The sequence below is a fragment of the Mesorhizobium sp. M7A.F.Ca.MR.176.00.0.0 genome, assembly GCF_004023165.1.
Classification (GTDB): domain Bacteria; phylum Pseudomonadota; class Alphaproteobacteria; order Rhizobiales; family Rhizobiaceae; genus Mesorhizobium.
In genome coordinates this window covers 30,835-44,961 of record NZ_RZTC01000029.1, presented here as the reverse complement: position 1 = coordinate 44,961, position 14,127 = coordinate 30,835, and the positions used below count along the sequence as shown (strand labels likewise).

At 60.8% G+C, this 14,127-nt stretch carries 12 protein-coding genes and 1 pseudogene; 6 read left to right on the top strand and 7 right to left on the bottom strand.

From position 1 onward, the window contains the following. Window positions 1–59 precede the first annotated feature (59 nt). The 3 genes from EOB59_RS12465 to EOB59_RS12455 form a co-directional block, all read right to left on the bottom strand. The gene (locus EOB59_RS12465) at window positions 60–512 is read right to left on the bottom strand and encodes a hypothetical protein (RefSeq protein WP_023813788.1); all 453 of its coding nucleotides are present in this window, start codon (window positions 510–512) and stop codon (window positions 60–62) included. Between the two features lie 193 nt (window positions 513–705). Next, a complete protein-coding gene (locus tag EOB59_RS12460; RefSeq protein ID WP_128288453.1) occupies window positions 706–1,560 on the bottom strand; it encodes a 23S rRNA (adenine(2030)-N(6))-methyltransferase RlmJ in 855 nt (284 codons plus the stop codon). A 62-nt stretch (window positions 1,561–1,622) separates the two neighbouring features. Beyond that, a complete protein-coding gene (locus tag EOB59_RS12455) occupies window positions 1,623–2,228 on the bottom strand; it encodes a hypothetical protein (protein WP_127810843.1) in 606 nt (201 codons plus the stop codon). Window positions 2,229–2,935: 707 nt separating this feature from the next. Here EOB59_RS12455 and EOB59_RS12450 point away from each other — a divergent pair. Both EOB59_RS12450 and galE read left to right on the top strand, forming a co-directional pair. Beyond that, on the top strand, window positions 2,936–3,973 hold the full coding sequence (locus tag EOB59_RS12450) for a UDP-glucuronic acid decarboxylase family protein (RefSeq protein WP_128288452.1): 1,038 nt from the start codon (window positions 2,936–2,938) through the stop codon (window positions 3,971–3,973). Further along, window positions 3,970–5,049 carry a UDP-glucose 4-epimerase GalE gene (gene galE, locus EOB59_RS12445; protein ID WP_127397616.1) on the top strand — a complete coding sequence of 360 codons (1,080 nt, stop codon included), beginning with the start codon at window positions 3,970–3,972 and terminating at the stop codon, window positions 5,047–5,049. The genes EOB59_RS12450 and galE overlap by 4 nt, the downstream gene beginning before the upstream one ends. Here galE and EOB59_RS12440 read toward each other — a convergent pair. Together EOB59_RS12440 and EOB59_RS12435 are read right to left on the bottom strand one after the other, a co-directional pair. Continuing rightward, window positions 5,003–5,443 (bottom strand): hypothetical protein, encoded by a 441-nt coding sequence (locus tag EOB59_RS12440; protein ID WP_348639511.1) that lies wholly within the window; start codon window positions 5,441–5,443, stop codon window positions 5,003–5,005. The genes galE and EOB59_RS12440 overlap by 47 nt on opposite strands. A 349-nt stretch (window positions 5,444–5,792) precedes the next feature. Beyond that, on the bottom strand, window positions 5,793–6,296 hold the full coding sequence (locus EOB59_RS12435) for a DUF995 domain-containing protein (protein ID WP_127397615.1): 504 nt from the start codon (window positions 6,294–6,296) through the stop codon (window positions 5,793–5,795). Window positions 6,297–6,624: 328 nt separating this feature from the next. On the opposite strand from EOB59_RS12435, the gene EOB59_RS12430 reads away from it, so the two are divergent. From EOB59_RS12430 to EOB59_RS12420, 3 genes are all read left to right on the top strand, one after another. After that, window positions 6,625–8,250: a glycosyltransferase family 39 protein gene (locus EOB59_RS12430; RefSeq protein WP_127810845.1), complete on the top strand. Its 1,626-nt coding sequence runs from the start codon at window positions 6,625–6,627 to the stop codon at window positions 8,248–8,250. A 188-nt stretch (window positions 8,251–8,438) separates the two neighbouring features. Continuing rightward, complete coding sequence (locus EOB59_RS12425) at window positions 8,439–9,365, top strand: lysylphosphatidylglycerol synthase domain-containing protein (protein ID WP_127810846.1); 927 nt, start codon at window positions 8,439–8,441, stop codon at window positions 9,363–9,365. A 44-nt stretch (window positions 9,366–9,409) separates the two neighbouring features. Beyond that, window positions 9,410–10,411: a glycosyltransferase family 2 protein gene (locus tag EOB59_RS12420; protein ID WP_245481908.1), complete on the top strand. Its 1,002-nt coding sequence runs from the start codon at window positions 9,410–9,412 to the stop codon at window positions 10,409–10,411. Between the two features lie 256 nt (window positions 10,412–10,667). Here the strand turns inward: EOB59_RS12420 and EOB59_RS12415 are convergent, their stop codons facing one another. Continuing rightward, window positions 10,668–11,075, bottom strand: coding sequence for a hypothetical protein (locus EOB59_RS12415; protein ID WP_127399002.1), 408 nt, complete (start codon window positions 11,073–11,075; stop codon window positions 10,668–10,670). A 255-nt stretch (window positions 11,076–11,330) separates the two neighbouring features. Then, the gene (locus EOB59_RS12410) at window positions 11,331–13,211 is read right to left on the bottom strand and encodes a cellulose synthase catalytic subunit (protein WP_127810848.1); all 1,881 of its coding nucleotides are present in this window, start codon (window positions 13,209–13,211) and stop codon (window positions 11,331–11,333) included. Window positions 13,212–13,820: 609 nt separating this feature from the next. Here EOB59_RS12410 and EOB59_RS36210 point away from each other — a divergent pair. Beyond that, window positions 13,821–14,127, top strand: a pseudogene (locus tag EOB59_RS36210) (beta-mannosidase); the annotation flags it as partial.

Below are 14,127 nucleotides of genomic sequence, written 5' to 3'. Positions count from 1 at the left end.
AAAACGCCTGCAGCCGATCAAGCCACAGGCGCGAAAGAGATTGGAAGGGGAAACCGGGTCTAGCGCAGAATGCGGCAGCGGCCGTTGTAGACCATCCAGCGGTCGAAGCCCGAGACACAGAATTCGACATTGTCGCCGATCGAGGCAAAGCCCTGGCCTTCCTCGATCAGGTACCAGATGGTGCGATCGCGGCCGTCGGACAGGCTGACGGTGGCGCCGCAATAACGGCGACCGATCGGCCAGGTATCGTTGGCCGCCAGATAGCGATGCTGGTGGATGCGCCGGAAATCGGTGATCTGCACGTCAGGCAGATGCGGCACGTGATGCACCTGATAGGAAAAGCGGCTGGTGATCTTGTTCAGTACCCAGGGCTGACCGCAGACCCCGCTGTCTTCGTCGGAATAGACCGTAAGATCGGCGGCCTGCACGGTCTGGGTGATACCGAGAGGCGCGGCAAGCGGGGTGCAGAGCGAAATCAGGGCGGCAAGGGCGGATTTGGCGAAGCGAGTCATGGCAGCCTCTCAAGGTCGATTGCGCGCACTGTGCGGATTCGCTCGGCGGCGGTCAAGCGGTTGCGTTGACAATGGTTTCCCAGTTTGAAACCGCTTTTTGACCAAAGCCGAATTTGCACGCACCGGAATGGCTCTGGCACGTTCATATCGAGACCCAAAGGAGCACGGTCACTGGGTCGTCGATGAGCCCGCCTCAAGCCTGCTCGCCGGCCAGCCATTCCAGCGACCAGTGCGCCGGCCGCCCCACCGCAAGCAGCCTGTGCAGGGCCGGCAGCAGCGTCCGCAGCTCGCCCTCCAGCGTGAACGGCGGGTTGACCACCAGCAGACCGCTGCCGTCGAGGCTGGGTTCCGAAGAGGCCGGCCTGATCTCGAACTCGATATCGAGCAGCTTCGGAATGCCGGATTGCTTCAGCGCCTTGCGGAAGGCGATGATCGCCTTGCGGTCCTTGATCGGATACCAGAGCGCGTAGATGCCGCCGGGCCACCGCTTGTGCGCCCTTATCAGCCCGTAGACGAGGCGTTCGAACTCACCCGCTTCCTCGAATGGCGGATCGATGAGGACAAGGCCGCGCTTTTCCTTCGGCGGCAGATGCGCGCCGAGCGCCAGCCAGCCATCGAGCTCGATGATCCGGGCCTGGAAATCGCCGGCAAAGAACGTCCTCAGCCTCGCGGCATCCTTGGGGTGCAGCTCGATCGCCGTCAGCCTGTCCTGCTTGCGCATGAGATGGCGCGCAATCAACGGCGAGCCCGGGTACTTCTGGATGCCACCCTCGGGGTTGAGCGACCGTATAGTCTCCAGATAAGGCGCGAGCAGCGCCGCCACCGGAGCGGCGAACGGGGCATCGATCAGCCTGCCGATGCCGCCTTGCCACTCACCCGTCTTCTGCGCCTCGGCGGACGACAGGTCGTAGCGGCCGATGCCGGCATGGGTGTCGACGACCCGAAACGCCTTATCCTTCTGCTTCAGATACTCGAGCAAGCGCGTCAGCACGACATGCTTGACGACGTCAGCGAAATTCCCGGCATGGTAGGCGTGGCGGTAGTTCATTGTTTTGTGCCGTTATGCATGTCGTTGTCCCAAAACCGCTGCACACCTTTGGGCGACATGCATCAGCCCCTGCCCCAACGCGGCGGTGGCGGCTGCGAGTTCGGATTTTCCGGCCGGCCGCCACGAGTGCGCAAAGTTAGCAAGAATCCGATCAGGCCGATCGCCATCAGCGCGAAGCCGACCGGCCGTGCACGGCTGTCGATCTCGCCGGCGCCGGAGCGCAGGATGAGATCGACCGCCCGCATCGGTATGTCGTCGGCATCACCCGGTCCAACGGTGAAGGTATAGGGGCCTGGGCTGACGGTCGCGATCACGCCGGCCTCGTCGCGAAAGATCTTGTCGGGCAGTTGCGGGCTGACCTGGCGAGGATTGTCGGAATGGTTGAACTGCAGCGTCGAGGCGAGCACCGTGCGGCCATTGCTTGCGGCGGTCAGCGTCAGCACGGTGCGCTGCTGCGAAACGATGCGCTCTGCTCTTGCGGTCAGGTCGACCAGCACCCGCACCGGCGCATCGCGGCCGGAGAGCGGCACCGTCAGCGGCTTGAAGCGGCCCTGCTCATAGACCCGCCAGGTGCCGATCTCATGGCCGGAGAAGTTGCTCATCGCCCAGGGATAGACGACACCGATGCCGGCGCCGACGAGCAGGATCAGGACAAACAGAAAGCGCATTCAGATCACCATGGCGTATCGTGACCTTGCCAATAGCGCCCCGACGGCCAAAAGGCGATGGCCAGTTGCGGGCAGCCACCTGGAGGTGGGCCGTGCGGGCGCGAGCGCAACCAGATTGGCGGCCTGGCCGCGCAACAATTCAAGGTTCTACCTATGCGCTCAAAAATTAAGCCGAGTATTTCGCGCGCTGCGCTGACATCGCTGTCGGCTCATTCTCGGTCGTCCTTGCTGTCAAGTTTCGATTCTACCTCAAGGGACAGCTTCCGCGTCCGGTCATACATTGTCGTCGATCGAGCCAATATGCTGATTAGTAAAGAGGATTTTCCGCATGCGCCGTGTTTCAGCCCGAGAGACGCTCGCCCCCTCACGTTAACCATCCGCGAGCGCACTTGGTTAAGAAATCACTAATTTAGTTGACTATAATTTCCACAGGTATATTTTCGATATGTTGGGATGTGCAATTTGGGCGAGCAATCGGCGATGGTGACACCGAGCGGGTGACCGCGTTTTCGGGGCGCAGAGAATGCTGAGCGGCAGCACGGAGGTCGTGTAGTCGTACCAGCTTCGCGAAAGCCAAAGAACAATTAACGCACATCAGTGATGGCGATTCCGCAGACGCGGAGGTTTGCCACGTTCTGAAGGAACGTGGCCGGGCGATGCTTTGTCCCGGCCCCGGCGGTAGCGTGTGCGGTGCGTGCGAGGAAAGCATGGGTAAGCTTGTCAAGGTTCTGAAACTGGAATCCGGCAGCCAAAGGGGCGCCAACCAAAGCCGACGACGCGCCCTTGTCGCCGGAGGAGCGGGTTTTTTAGGATCGCATCTGTGCGAACGTCTTTTGCGGGACGGATACGACGTTGTCGCGCTGGACAATTTCCACACCGGCAAAAGATACAATCTCAATACCCTTCTGCGTAATCCGAGCTTCACCTGCATCGAGCATGACATCGTCGATGCACTGCCTTCGGATCTTCAGTGCGACGAGATCTACAATCTCGCCTGCCCCGCCTCTCCGCCGCACTACCAGGCAGACCCGATCCACACCTTCAAGACAAGCGTGCTTGGATCGCTGAACCTTCTGGAACTCGCGCGACAGAACAAGGCCAAGATATTCCAGGCCTCTACGTCCGAAGTCTATGGCGATCCCTTCGTGCATCCACAGCCCGAGAGCTACTTCGGCAACGTCAACACGCACGGACCGCGTTCCTGCTACGATGAAGGCAAGCGCTCGGCCGAAACCCTGTTCTTCGATTATTCGAGAACCTATGGCCTCGATATCCGTGTCGCCCGCATTTTCAACACCTACGGGCGCCGCATGCAGCCCGACGATGGGCGCGTGGTTTCGAACTTCATCGTCCAGGCGCTGCGCGGCGAGGACCTGACCGTCTATGGCAGCGGCCAGCAGACGCGCTCCTTCTGCTATGCCGACGACCTGATCGAGGGGTTTGTCCGGCTGATGAACGCGCCGAGCGCGCCCGCCCACCCGGTCAATCTCGGCAACCCTGCTGAATTCACCATCATGGAACTGGCAACGCTGGTCGTCGATTACACCAACGCCCGATCGAAGATCGTGCATCGGCCGTTGCCGGTCGACGATCCCAGGCAGCGCAAGCCGGACATCTCTTTTGCCAAGGCCAATCTCGGCTGGGAGCCGAAAATCAGCTTGAGCCAGGGGCTCGCGCGCACCGTCGAGTATTTTGACACCCTGCTCTACGGAAACCGCATTGCCAGAGGAGCTGCCGCCTCATGAGCCGGCCGGCAGTCCTGGTGACGGGTGGAGCCGGCTTCATCGGCAGCCACACCTGCAAGCAGTTGGCCTCAGCCGGCTACATGCCGGTGGTTTTCGACAATCTGAGCCGCGGCAACGAGAGGTCCGTCGGCTGGGGTCCGCTCGTCGTCGGCGATATCCGGGATCGGGATGCATTGAAGCGGGCGATGGAAACGCACCGGCCGACGGCTGTGATCCATTTTGCGGCGCTGGCCTATGTCGGAGAGTCCGTTCGCGAGCCGGCCGAATATTATTCAACCAATGTGACAGGCACCATCGCGGTGCTCGATGCCGCACGCGCTTGTTCGGTCGAAAACATCATCTTCTCCAGCAGCTGTGCGACGTACGGCGTGCCGGAAGCGTTACCCGTTCGCGAGACCTCCTCGCAAAATCCGATCAGCCCTTACGGGCGCTCCAAGCTGATGGGCGAACAGATCATCGGCGACTATGCATCCGCGTATGGAATGAAATTTGCTATCCTGCGCTACTTCAACGCTTGTGGCGCCGATCCCGACGGCGAGCTTGGTGAGTGGCATTCGCCGGAAACCCACCTGGTTCCCAGAGTGCTCATGGCCGCATCGGGCATCATCGACGCGATCGAGGTTTTCGGCACCGACTACGACACATCGGACGGCACTTGTGTAAGGGATTATATCCACGTCACCGATCTGGCCCGCGCCCACCTGAAAGCGCTCATGCATCTCGAGGGTGGCGGGCAAAGCCTGGCGGTCAATCTCGGCACGGGGCGGGGCGTCTCCATCAAGGAAATCGTCAAGGCGGTCGGCCGAATGACGTCAAGACCGGTCCCGGCAGTGTTCAGAAGCCGGCGCCCCGGAGATCCGGCGGAGCTCTACGCCGATCCGGGAGCCGCACGCGAACAGCTTGGCTTTGTGCCGGAACTTTCAGACGTCGATACGATTGTCAGGACAGCCGCTCCTTTTTTCGGACTGAAGACCAGGCCAATGAAACTGCCGCCAGCCAGGGCGGCAACGTCGGTCGCCGCTCGACGGGTCAGAGATAGCGGGGGCGACAGCTCGCGCGCTGGCCAAACCCGCTAGGGCTGCAGATATAAGGCGAGCCGCCGGAGAACGTGCCGCCATCGCCAGGATTGAACGAGATTTTCACCGGCGCCGGCGTGCTGGCTCTGATCCGTTGCGGTGGTGCAAAGGCGTAGCCATTTTCAGTTCCTGTTGTGCTTGTCATCTGGATCGGAAGGTCGGCCCGGAGCGAGCGCACGAGAAATCCGGCCTGCACGGGCTGGACCGCGGGCTGGCTGCGGATGGCGTGGACCACAGGCTTGACGAGGACCGAATTGGTTTCGTTCGCATCCATACTCTGACAGCCTGCAACCACAGAGATCACCGCCGCGGCCGCAACGATAGCCACGATATTTCTAATAGATACGATATTTTTGCTTGGGTTGACTGCACCCATCGCTGATTTTTTCATCATGTGTCCCTTGCTATCAAGTATAAGCCAAGGGCGCATCGCGACATACTATGCTTCGCCGCTCTCACGCCGCATGAGTGACCACTCGCACATCACACGTCAATATTAGACATCACTAATTATTAAATTTCATCAAAACCGTATGGTAGGGCCCATCGTCTCGTCGTTCTGTCAGATAAAGTTGGATGCCATCAACCAGCGACCGGCGCGCCGACGGGGCCAGCCGAACTGCTTGATGTCCTACCATAAGCGATTCGCCAGATCCCTGACAGGTGCCTTGCAATTGCAGTCCGCTCTCGAAAGCGGGATTGAATGATTTTGTTCAACTCGTCAGGATGGGTCGGCTGCGTACCTAATTTTTGGAATCGACCAGCTTGCGGGTCTCTTCGAACTGCGCGCCCTTCGGGTTGCCCACTTCGAATTTCCGGTATTCGTCGGAAGTATCCTCGGGAGATCGCTTGAAACTGTACCATTCCCCATCCGGATCCTCGCGTTTCTCGATGTTCCCGCCCTGAATCCGGTGGCTGTAGCAGGTGCGTTTTTGCTTGCCGGTGTAGCCCTTCGACCGCCAGGCGAGTTCCATGCACATCTTACCGTTGCTGGTGACCAGCCATCTGCCCGCCGCGAAAGATGCCGTGTCCGGCCCGGACGTCCAGGCCTCAAGGCGTCGATTGCCCTGTGCGAAATAGGCTGCTCCGTCTTTCCACACCCATGTGCGATCGGCGTAAAGAAGCGACATCTCGTAGGCAGTCGGAACGGTGGCGACAACCGCTTGCGCAGGTCCGCTGTCTTTGGCGGCAGCCGCATGCGCTGTTCCCGAAAGCGCCGTCTGGCCGCAGAGGGCCAGGAGAAACATAAGCTGCGTGCAACTTGCGAACCGACGGGGTCTGTGTTGCCGACGGTCGACGCAAAGCGGCGGCAATCTGGTCAGAGCTGTCGGTACAATTGGCGTGCGCATGCCTGTTTGGCCCAAGGTAGCACTATCAGCGCTCTGACAGCCTAGGAAACTAGTTAACAGTCGCGAGAACGGTGATGTCAACCTTCGCCAAGCGGATTAACAACAACTATTCGAGACACACGCAGCCGCAATCGTCAAAATTAAGAATTGCGTCGTATATTCCTCTACCTCCGACAATCGCGCTCAAAAGCAACATCCGTAGACGTCAGGGAGGACGCGGTTTCAAATGACGGACGACCCGGAGTTGAATCAGGCCGAAGGTCAGCAATACCTGCAGTCAAGCGACCGGGAGATGGCTGCTCGCAGCACCCTGAGCCCCAACATGGCGATATTGCTGGGCATCCTGTTCATTGCGGTCGTGTTCAGGTTCCACAACATCACCTTGCCACTCGTCGATGCCTTCAGCTGGCGCGAGGTAAGCACGGCAATGATGGCCGACAATTTCCAGCAGCGCAGCTGGAACATCTTCTTTCCGGAGGTCAGCTGGACCGGGCCCGGGCCAAGTTATCAGGGCCGCGAGTTCCAGATCGTCAGCTATCTGACCGCCCTGCTCTATCAACTCTTCGGCTGGCACGACTGGTTCGGCCGCATGGTAGCGGCCTTCTTCGGTCTTGTGACGGTGTTTTCGCTGCACAGGCTAACGGCCATATGCTGGGACGAGACCCACGCTCACGCCGCGGCACTTGCCTACGCGCTGATGCCGGCGGCGATCATGATCGACAGCTCGTTTCTTCCCGATCCCGCGATGCTGGCCCTGGTGACGCTCGGCGTCTGGCTGTTCGCGAAATACTGGGCCGGAGGCAGCGGCTGGCTCCTGCCGCTTGCCACGGCGAGCTTCTCGCTCGGCGTGCTGGCAAAGCCGCCGGGCCTCGCCGCCGGCGCCGTCATCTTCTACCTCATGGTTTCCTGGGTTCTTGAGAAGAAGCGAAAGCAGGCGGCCAAGGTCTTCCTGTTGGGGCTTTTGAGCTTGGCCATCATCGGCGCCTATTTCAGCTGGGCCATTTATCTCGGCCGCAGCTATCCGCCGTTTCATGTCGCGGGCAGCGGCTATATCTGGGATTCCGGTTTCTGGACATTCTTCAGGAACAGCTTCTACTTCAAATCCGTATGGAACACCTCGGTCTGGTGGTTCTATGGCTATCCGTTCATGGTGCTGATCGCGATCGGTTTCTGGCTGCCGCCCAGACCCGTCGAAGACCCCAAGCAACCCACTCTTTCGGCCATCCCTTATGTTTGGCTGGCTGCGGCCATGGTCGTCTATCTGGCGGCAGCGCGCGAGATCACCAGCAATCCCTGGAACTACCACATCTTCCATGTGCCATTCGCGATGTTCTGCGGCCGCGGCGCGTTTCTCCTGGCAACGCTTGCATCGGGACCCGTTCTGTCCCCGGCGGTCGTGCTGCGCGCGATCTGCATCGCGGCCGTCACGCTGGTCTGGTCGACTTTTCCCCTTGTCAGGACAATGAAGACGCCGATCGCCATGAATGGCAAGCTGCTTGGCGACGAACTGGCGCGGTTAGCGCAGCCGGGCGACCTCGTCGTCGCCATTGCGCCCGAGGTCGGCGATCCCGTCGCCGTCTACTACAGCAGAGCGCGTGGCTGGGTGTTCCCGCCTGGCGGCGGCGATGTCGAATGGTCGAAATTCGTAGCGGACGATGCCACCGCGATCGCGCAGCTCGAGGAATTGCGCGCGCAAGGCGCGGACCTGTTCGGCACGGCCAAGAACGCCGCCGACAAGCAGGACCGGCTGTTCCTCGAGCATCATGACGGGGTCATCGACTATCTCGACAAGACCGCAACCAAGCTTGTGGATTCGGACGATTTGCTGGTCTATAGGATCAGCCGTCCATAGAACCGCGACAGTCTGGGGCTGTGGGCCTTGGACAGGATATTGTCCCGACGGTTCGGCGGCCGCGTTCTCCTGCCGAAACTCGGCAAGCCGGTGGGCCAGGCGAACCGATCCCGGATGGCGGTAGGGATACTCGGGCGCCACGCGGTGCTGCCATTTGAACTCGGCGGTGGAAACCGGCGGAGAATTGGTTGAAAAGAGCAATCTCAATAATCGTGACCCTGGCCCTACTAGCGTGGGTCGCCAGCGACTCGCGCTGGAAGATGGTGGGCGATGCTTTCGCGAGCATCACGCCCGGCGCTTTCGCGGCCGTGGCGCTTGCGCTGTTCGTCACCTACGTGCTGCGCGCGCTGCGCGTCTGCGACGAGTTCCGCGAGGAGGTGCATGGCCGTTTCGGCGCCTGCCTGCGCGTCATTCTGATCCACAATGCGATGATCAACGTCGTGCCCTTCCGCGGCGGCGAGACGGCATTTCCCCTGCTCCTGCGCCAGGTCTTCGGCATACCGATCATGCGTGCCAGCGCCTCGCTGCTGTGGTTCAGGCTGCAGGACGCCTTCGTCGTCGGCGTGCTGGCCCTGGCTGTGTGGCCGGGCCTGCATCCGGCGATAAGAATCGCGGGCGTGGCCGCGGTAATCGCTGCCGCCTGGTGTCTGCCGCGCTGGGCGCGTGCGCCGCATGACTGGGCAGGCCGCGGCAAGATCGTGGCGAAACTCGGCAGGCTGCGCGATGTCTTCACCGAGGCGACCGGCCGATCGCGCTATGGCTGGTGGTGGACGATCGCCAATTGGTCGCTGAAGCTCACCGTACAGGGATGGTTGCTGGCAATGCTACTCGGGACATCCTTTTCGACCGCCTTTCCAGGCGTCGTCGGGGCGGAAGGCGCCGCCATACTACCGGTGCAAGGCGTCGCCGGCTTCGGCACCTACGAAGCGGGTGCAGCGGCGGCGCTGCTCACCTCCGGCATTGCCATGAAGAGCGGCCTTCAGGCAGCGCTGGCATTGCATCTGTTCATCTTCTGCTCGGCAATCGCCACGGGTGCGATCGCCTGGCTGTTTCCCTCGAAATCGACGCTGCCGGGGAACCCGGCCGTCGGCCCTGCAAGGAAGCCATCCCTATGAGCGTATTGCCCATCCCTGCTTCGGGACTGCCTGACGGCGCGGTGATGCCGGACCATACACTGTCCATCGTCGTGCCCATGTACAACGAGGCCGAAAACGTCGAACCGCTCCTGGTGCGGATTCACCAGGCGATGGAACGCTACGGCCAGCCGTGGGAGGTCGTGCTGGTCGATGACGGCAGCACCGACGCGACGGTGAGCGAGATCAGGCGCCTGGCGGCGCATTACGGCCCGCATGTGCATGCGGTCGAGCTGGTGCGCAACTACAAGCAAACCGCCGCGATGCAGGCCGGTATCGACGCAGCGCGCGGCGACGTCATCGCCACGATCGACGGCGACCTGCAAAATGATCCCTACGACATTCCGCGTATGGTCTACCGCCTGTTGAGCGAGGATCTCGACCTGGTGGTGGGCTGGCGCAAGGATCGCCAGGAAGGGTTTTTCATGCGCAGGCTGCCCTCGCGCATCGCCAACGCGCTGATCGCGCGCGTCACCGGGGTGCGCCTTAAGGACTATGGCTGCAGCCTCAAGGTCTATCGCGGCAACGTCATCCGCAGCGTCAAGCTCTATGGCGAGATGCACCGCTTCATCCCTGCATGGCTGGCCACGGTGACGACCCCCAGACGCATCGCGCAGGAAGTGGTGACGCATCACGCCCGCATCCATGGCCAATCCAAGTATGGCATTTCGCGCACCTTCAGGGTCGTGCTCGATCTGGTGTTCATGTACTTCTTCATGCGCTATCGCACACGGCCTGGGCACTTCTTCGGCGGCATCGGCATCGTGCTTGGCGCGCTGGGTTCGCTGATCCTTGCCTACCTGCTTTGCCTGAAGCTGCTTTTTGCCGAAGACATTGGAACGCGACCGATGCTGTTCACCGGCTTCTTCCTGCTCATCGCCGGGGTGCAGATGGTGACGTCGGGCGTGCTGGCTGAAATGCTGGCACGGGTCTATCACGAAGCGAATGGAGCATCGGCCTATGTCGCGCGGCCGCAGCCGGCGCCCAGTGACAATGACGGCTGGCTCCGCCCGAGCCGGCCATCATGATCGGGACGCCATCGAGGCTCTCCGTCCCCAGCGTTGACCGGGGCAGTGGCTTCATCGATAGCTTGCTGGGAGGGATTTTGGTTTCAGGCCGACGGCGGACTGGCAGGGTTCATTGATCCCAGGAATGGCGGCCTGAGGGCAAGAGGCAAGGCGCAACGTCTGCGCCAACCTCTCGCCCTCGACTCGCGCCCCCTGGCGAAGACAAGAGCGGCGGATCCTTCATTCAAATCGCGCCGCCACTTTTAGGTCTGATGGTCTAGTAGCGCGAACGGCAGCTGGCGCGCTGGCCGAAACCGCTCGGGCCACAAATCCAAGGCGAACGGCCCAGGAACGGGCCGCCATTGCCCAGACGATAGGAGACCTTCACCGGCGCCGGCCTGCCGACACGCTGCGGCCGCACGAAGGCCGCGTAGGCCTCCTCCCTCGTACGCGTCACCATGGTCGTCTGTGTGAGCGGCTTGCGGTTGAACAGATGCAGCCGCTTCTTCTTGACGTCGTGCACCTTCTTGCCGAGCGTATGCACCACGGACTTTGTGCCGATCGAGCTGGTCTTGGTCGCGTCCTTGCTCTGGCAACCTGAGAGTATCGAGATCAATGCAACGGCGGCAAATGCACAAGCATATTTCGCGCCGATCCTTGCCCTTCTTTCCCTAACTTTGTTCATCATTGTCCCCTACCACGAATATAATTCGTTGCAGCGCGGAGATCTATTTGCTTTATTGGCTTCCGCGCCACGCGAGCAGCCTATCGCCACTCACATCATGGATTGTATATTAGGGGAAACTTATTAAAGATCATGCAAACGACACGATGAACGCGGCCTTTCGGCAATCGATCGGATATAATTAAAGTTTGATCTTTTGGGCTCGCGCCTGCAGCCGTCCAGAGTGCCGGCCCGCTACGCGGACGCCTCCAGCATTCAGCGCCGCGTTTCCCAACCTGGATCGAAGTAGAAATTGCGGCCACCGATGTTGCCCTGGCCGGCGCCGGAAACCACATAGGCGATGCGCACGATGCGCAGGCCACCGGCGCCCTGCTGCAGTCCGTAGACGCCTTCCATGCCGCGATCGTAGAAGCCCGCGGCGGGCACGATCAGCGCCAGCACGGCAAGCGACCCCTGAAAGGCGACTTTCGCCGCATTGGCGCGCAACGGAATCCTGTTTTCGATGACGTGCCTTACGACAATCACAACAACCAGCAGCCCGTAGAGGAAGGCGTTGAAGGCGGCGAACCAGTAGAAGCCGGTGGCATCGAAGGGGTGCTCAACGAGCAGGACAGGCAGTGCCGCGCCGATGGCCAGCGCCACATAGGGAGTGAGGGCGCGAGCCGGCAGAAGGTGCTTGGGGCCGCTGCCCTTGGGCGTGACGCGGAAATCGACGAATGATTTGGTCAGATAGTCGCGGATCGACGACAGCGTGCCGGCCAGCACCCAAGGCCAACGCGCGAAGAAGAGGAACAGCGTGCCTTCCCAGCTGATCGTCTTGGCCGTCATCGGGCGCGAGAGGCCGAACGCCTTCAGCAGCATCACCAGGCCAACCAGCGCGACCGCGTTCGGCAGATAGTAGAACAAAAAGTCGAGATACATGACATTGGCGAAGTTGCGCCCGGTAGACAGCGCATAGACCGGCATGACGTACATCAGCAACGCAAAGACGGCGAACAGCGGATACCAGAGCTGGCAAAAGAGGAATTGGAATCTCAGCCGCGGCGACAGCTTTGGGAGATAGCTCGGCGAATATTCGAGCAGGATCGTCATCAGACTGCGCGACCACTGGAATTCCTGGGTGATGAGGTCGGCGAAGGTCTGCGGGCCATCGCCATGGGCGATGGCGTCGAGCGCATGCACGCCGTGCCATCCGGCCGCGTTGATCAACATGGAGGTGGAGTGATCTTCCGCCAGTTCAGGACCGAGACCGCCCGCCTGCTTCAGCGCCTTGGTCCGCACGGCATAATGCGAGCCGATGCAGAGCGGAGCTCCACCGCCCGTATGGCCGGACTGCAGCGGTCCGTGAAACATCCCTTCCGGAAACAGCCTGCCGCGCGCCGCCCAACTCTCGGCGGCGTTGTTGTCGCAGATGCTCGGCGCCGAGACATAGCCAACCGAGGGATCGGCGAAGGGAAACAGGATCTCCCTCAGATAGGTTGGCGTCGGTACATGGTCCGCATCCATCTGGGCGACGAAATCGTAACGCTCGTAGCCATAGTGGTCGTAGAAGAACGCCAAATTGCCTTCCTTGCAGCGCGTCCGGCGTGGCCATGTCGTGCGGTGATAGTCTTGCCTGCCGCGCCGCGTCGAAATCATCACGCCGTGAGCGTCGCACCAGCGAACTGTCTCTTCGGAGGGATCCTCGTCGGCCAGCCAGGTATCGTGCGGGTAATCCTGTGCCAGCATCGCTTCGAGCGTGCGCGCAACGACGGCAAACGGTTCGGAGGGGGCCTTGGTGACCACCATCGCGACCCGCGAACGCTTCGGGATCGTGTGAAGCTTGGACGGTTTTTTCGACGCATGCACGTTCAAGAGAAAGTACAACGGCATGAGCGTGAGCCATACCAGGATGAGTGTTGCGAACGTGTATGGCCCGAGATGTTCGACATGCTCCGGCTTCAGCCACCAGATCCAGAAAAACCCGAGTGTGCAGAACCAGAAAGCCAGCGCCAGTCTCAGGATCCATTGCTGAATGGCCGACAGCACGGGCACCAGAAAGGGTCCCTTCTGCGCAGTGACTGCCAGAGCCGCCTCAGATCGATGCGCCCGTCTGCTCTTATGGCCGACGACGCCATCATGCACGGAAGCACTCATACACTTACTCGCCCGCCACTTTGGGCTTCCGCCGACAAGGTGGCTGGAAGCTCCCAAAATCCCAGGATTAGAATTAGCTAATGCTTTCTTAGCGTCAACTAAATTAATTGTTTGTTGAACATGATTATTGAGATTTGGTTAACCTAACGCGTATCGGGGGAGGAATAGCCGCTACCGAGCAGTCAGTCTGGCGGCGAGCCGGTAAACTCTTCGGTGCTGGAAATTCACCGACGGGTCGAGGCAGTCGGAGGGGATCCGGCCAAAGCCGTTAACCATGTTGCCGTCGTCAAGGTTAAGCAACCGTTAATTGTGCTTGACTCTTGGCCCTGACCGGCTCTTAAATTAGCCAGGGATGATATATCGGGATTTTGACGCGAATTTGTGAGTATCGCGGCGAACTTTCTCTCGAACGCCCCCTGTATAGGGGCTTGAGAGGTAATTTTGGGTGGCTCTGTGCCAGGTTCGCACATCCGCCAATGGGGTCGCTCCGAATCCCGCAGATTCTGCCAAATAGAGCCGATCGGTTTTTGGGTAGTCGTGTCGATCAGGCATCGATGCGCACGGGCAAGCCTTAACTTCCGAAAGAGGTTGGGGCCATGGGAGATCGACATGAAACACTCCACAGTAAAAGCACTCGCAATCGCGCTGGCATTGGGCGGAAGCGCCGCGTTCCCCACGGCAGGAGGCGCTGGCTCGGTAGCCGCGACGGACCCCGTCCAAACGAGCAGCGCCGCCTCGGCGTTCGGATCCTATGATCCCTACGGCGACTTCAGCGCCGACAAGAGTGCCAGCATCGAAGAGCTGTTCCTGCCTTGGGAAGACGTCGACCTGTCGACGCTGCCGCTTGCCGACGCCTATGCGCTGCAACGCGGACGTTCGCTGCTGATTACGGTTGAGCCGTGGACCTGGTCGAAGG

What these genes read in the sequence shown, in the direction of transcription:
- EOB59_RS12455 (WP_127810843.1), bottom strand. Translation starts at nt 2,228, where the DNA reads ATGCGCTTTCTGTTTGTCCTGATCCTGCTCGTCGGCGCCGGCATCGGT.
- EOB59_RS12430 (WP_127810845.1), top strand. Translation starts at nt 6,625, where the DNA reads ATGACGGACGACCCGGAGTTGAATCAGGCCGAAGGTCAGCAATACCTG.
- EOB59_RS12465 (WP_023813788.1), bottom strand. Translation starts at nt 512, where the DNA reads ATGACTCGCTTCGCCAAATCCGCCCTTGCCGCCCTGATTTCGCTCTGC.
- EOB59_RS12440 (WP_348639511.1), bottom strand. Translation starts at nt 5,443, where the DNA reads ATGATGAAAAAATCAGCGATGGGTGCAGTCAACCCAAGCAAAAATATC.
- EOB59_RS12415 (WP_127399002.1), bottom strand. Translation starts at nt 11,075, where the DNA reads ATGAACAAAGTTAGGGAAAGAAGGGCAAGGATCGGCGCGAAATATGCT.
- galE (WP_127397616.1), top strand. Translation starts at nt 3,970, where the DNA reads ATGAGCCGGCCGGCAGTCCTGGTGACGGGTGGAGCCGGCTTCATCGGC.
- EOB59_RS12435 (WP_127397615.1), bottom strand. Translation starts at nt 6,296, where the DNA reads ATGTTTCTCCTGGCCCTCTGCGGCCAGACGGCGCTTTCGGGAACAGCG.
- EOB59_RS12460 (WP_128288453.1), bottom strand. Translation starts at nt 1,560, where the DNA reads ATGAACTACCGCCACGCCTACCATGCCGGGAATTTCGCTGACGTCGTC.
- EOB59_RS12420 (WP_245481908.1), top strand. Translation starts at nt 9,410, where the DNA reads ATGCCGGACCATACACTGTCCATCGTCGTGCCCATGTACAACGAGGCC.
- EOB59_RS12450 (WP_128288452.1), top strand. Translation starts at nt 2,936, where the DNA reads ATGGGTAAGCTTGTCAAGGTTCTGAAACTGGAATCCGGCAGCCAAAGG.
- EOB59_RS12410 (WP_127810848.1), bottom strand. Translation starts at nt 13,211, where the DNA reads ATGAGTGCTTCCGTGCATGATGGCGTCGTCGGCCATAAGAGCAGACGG.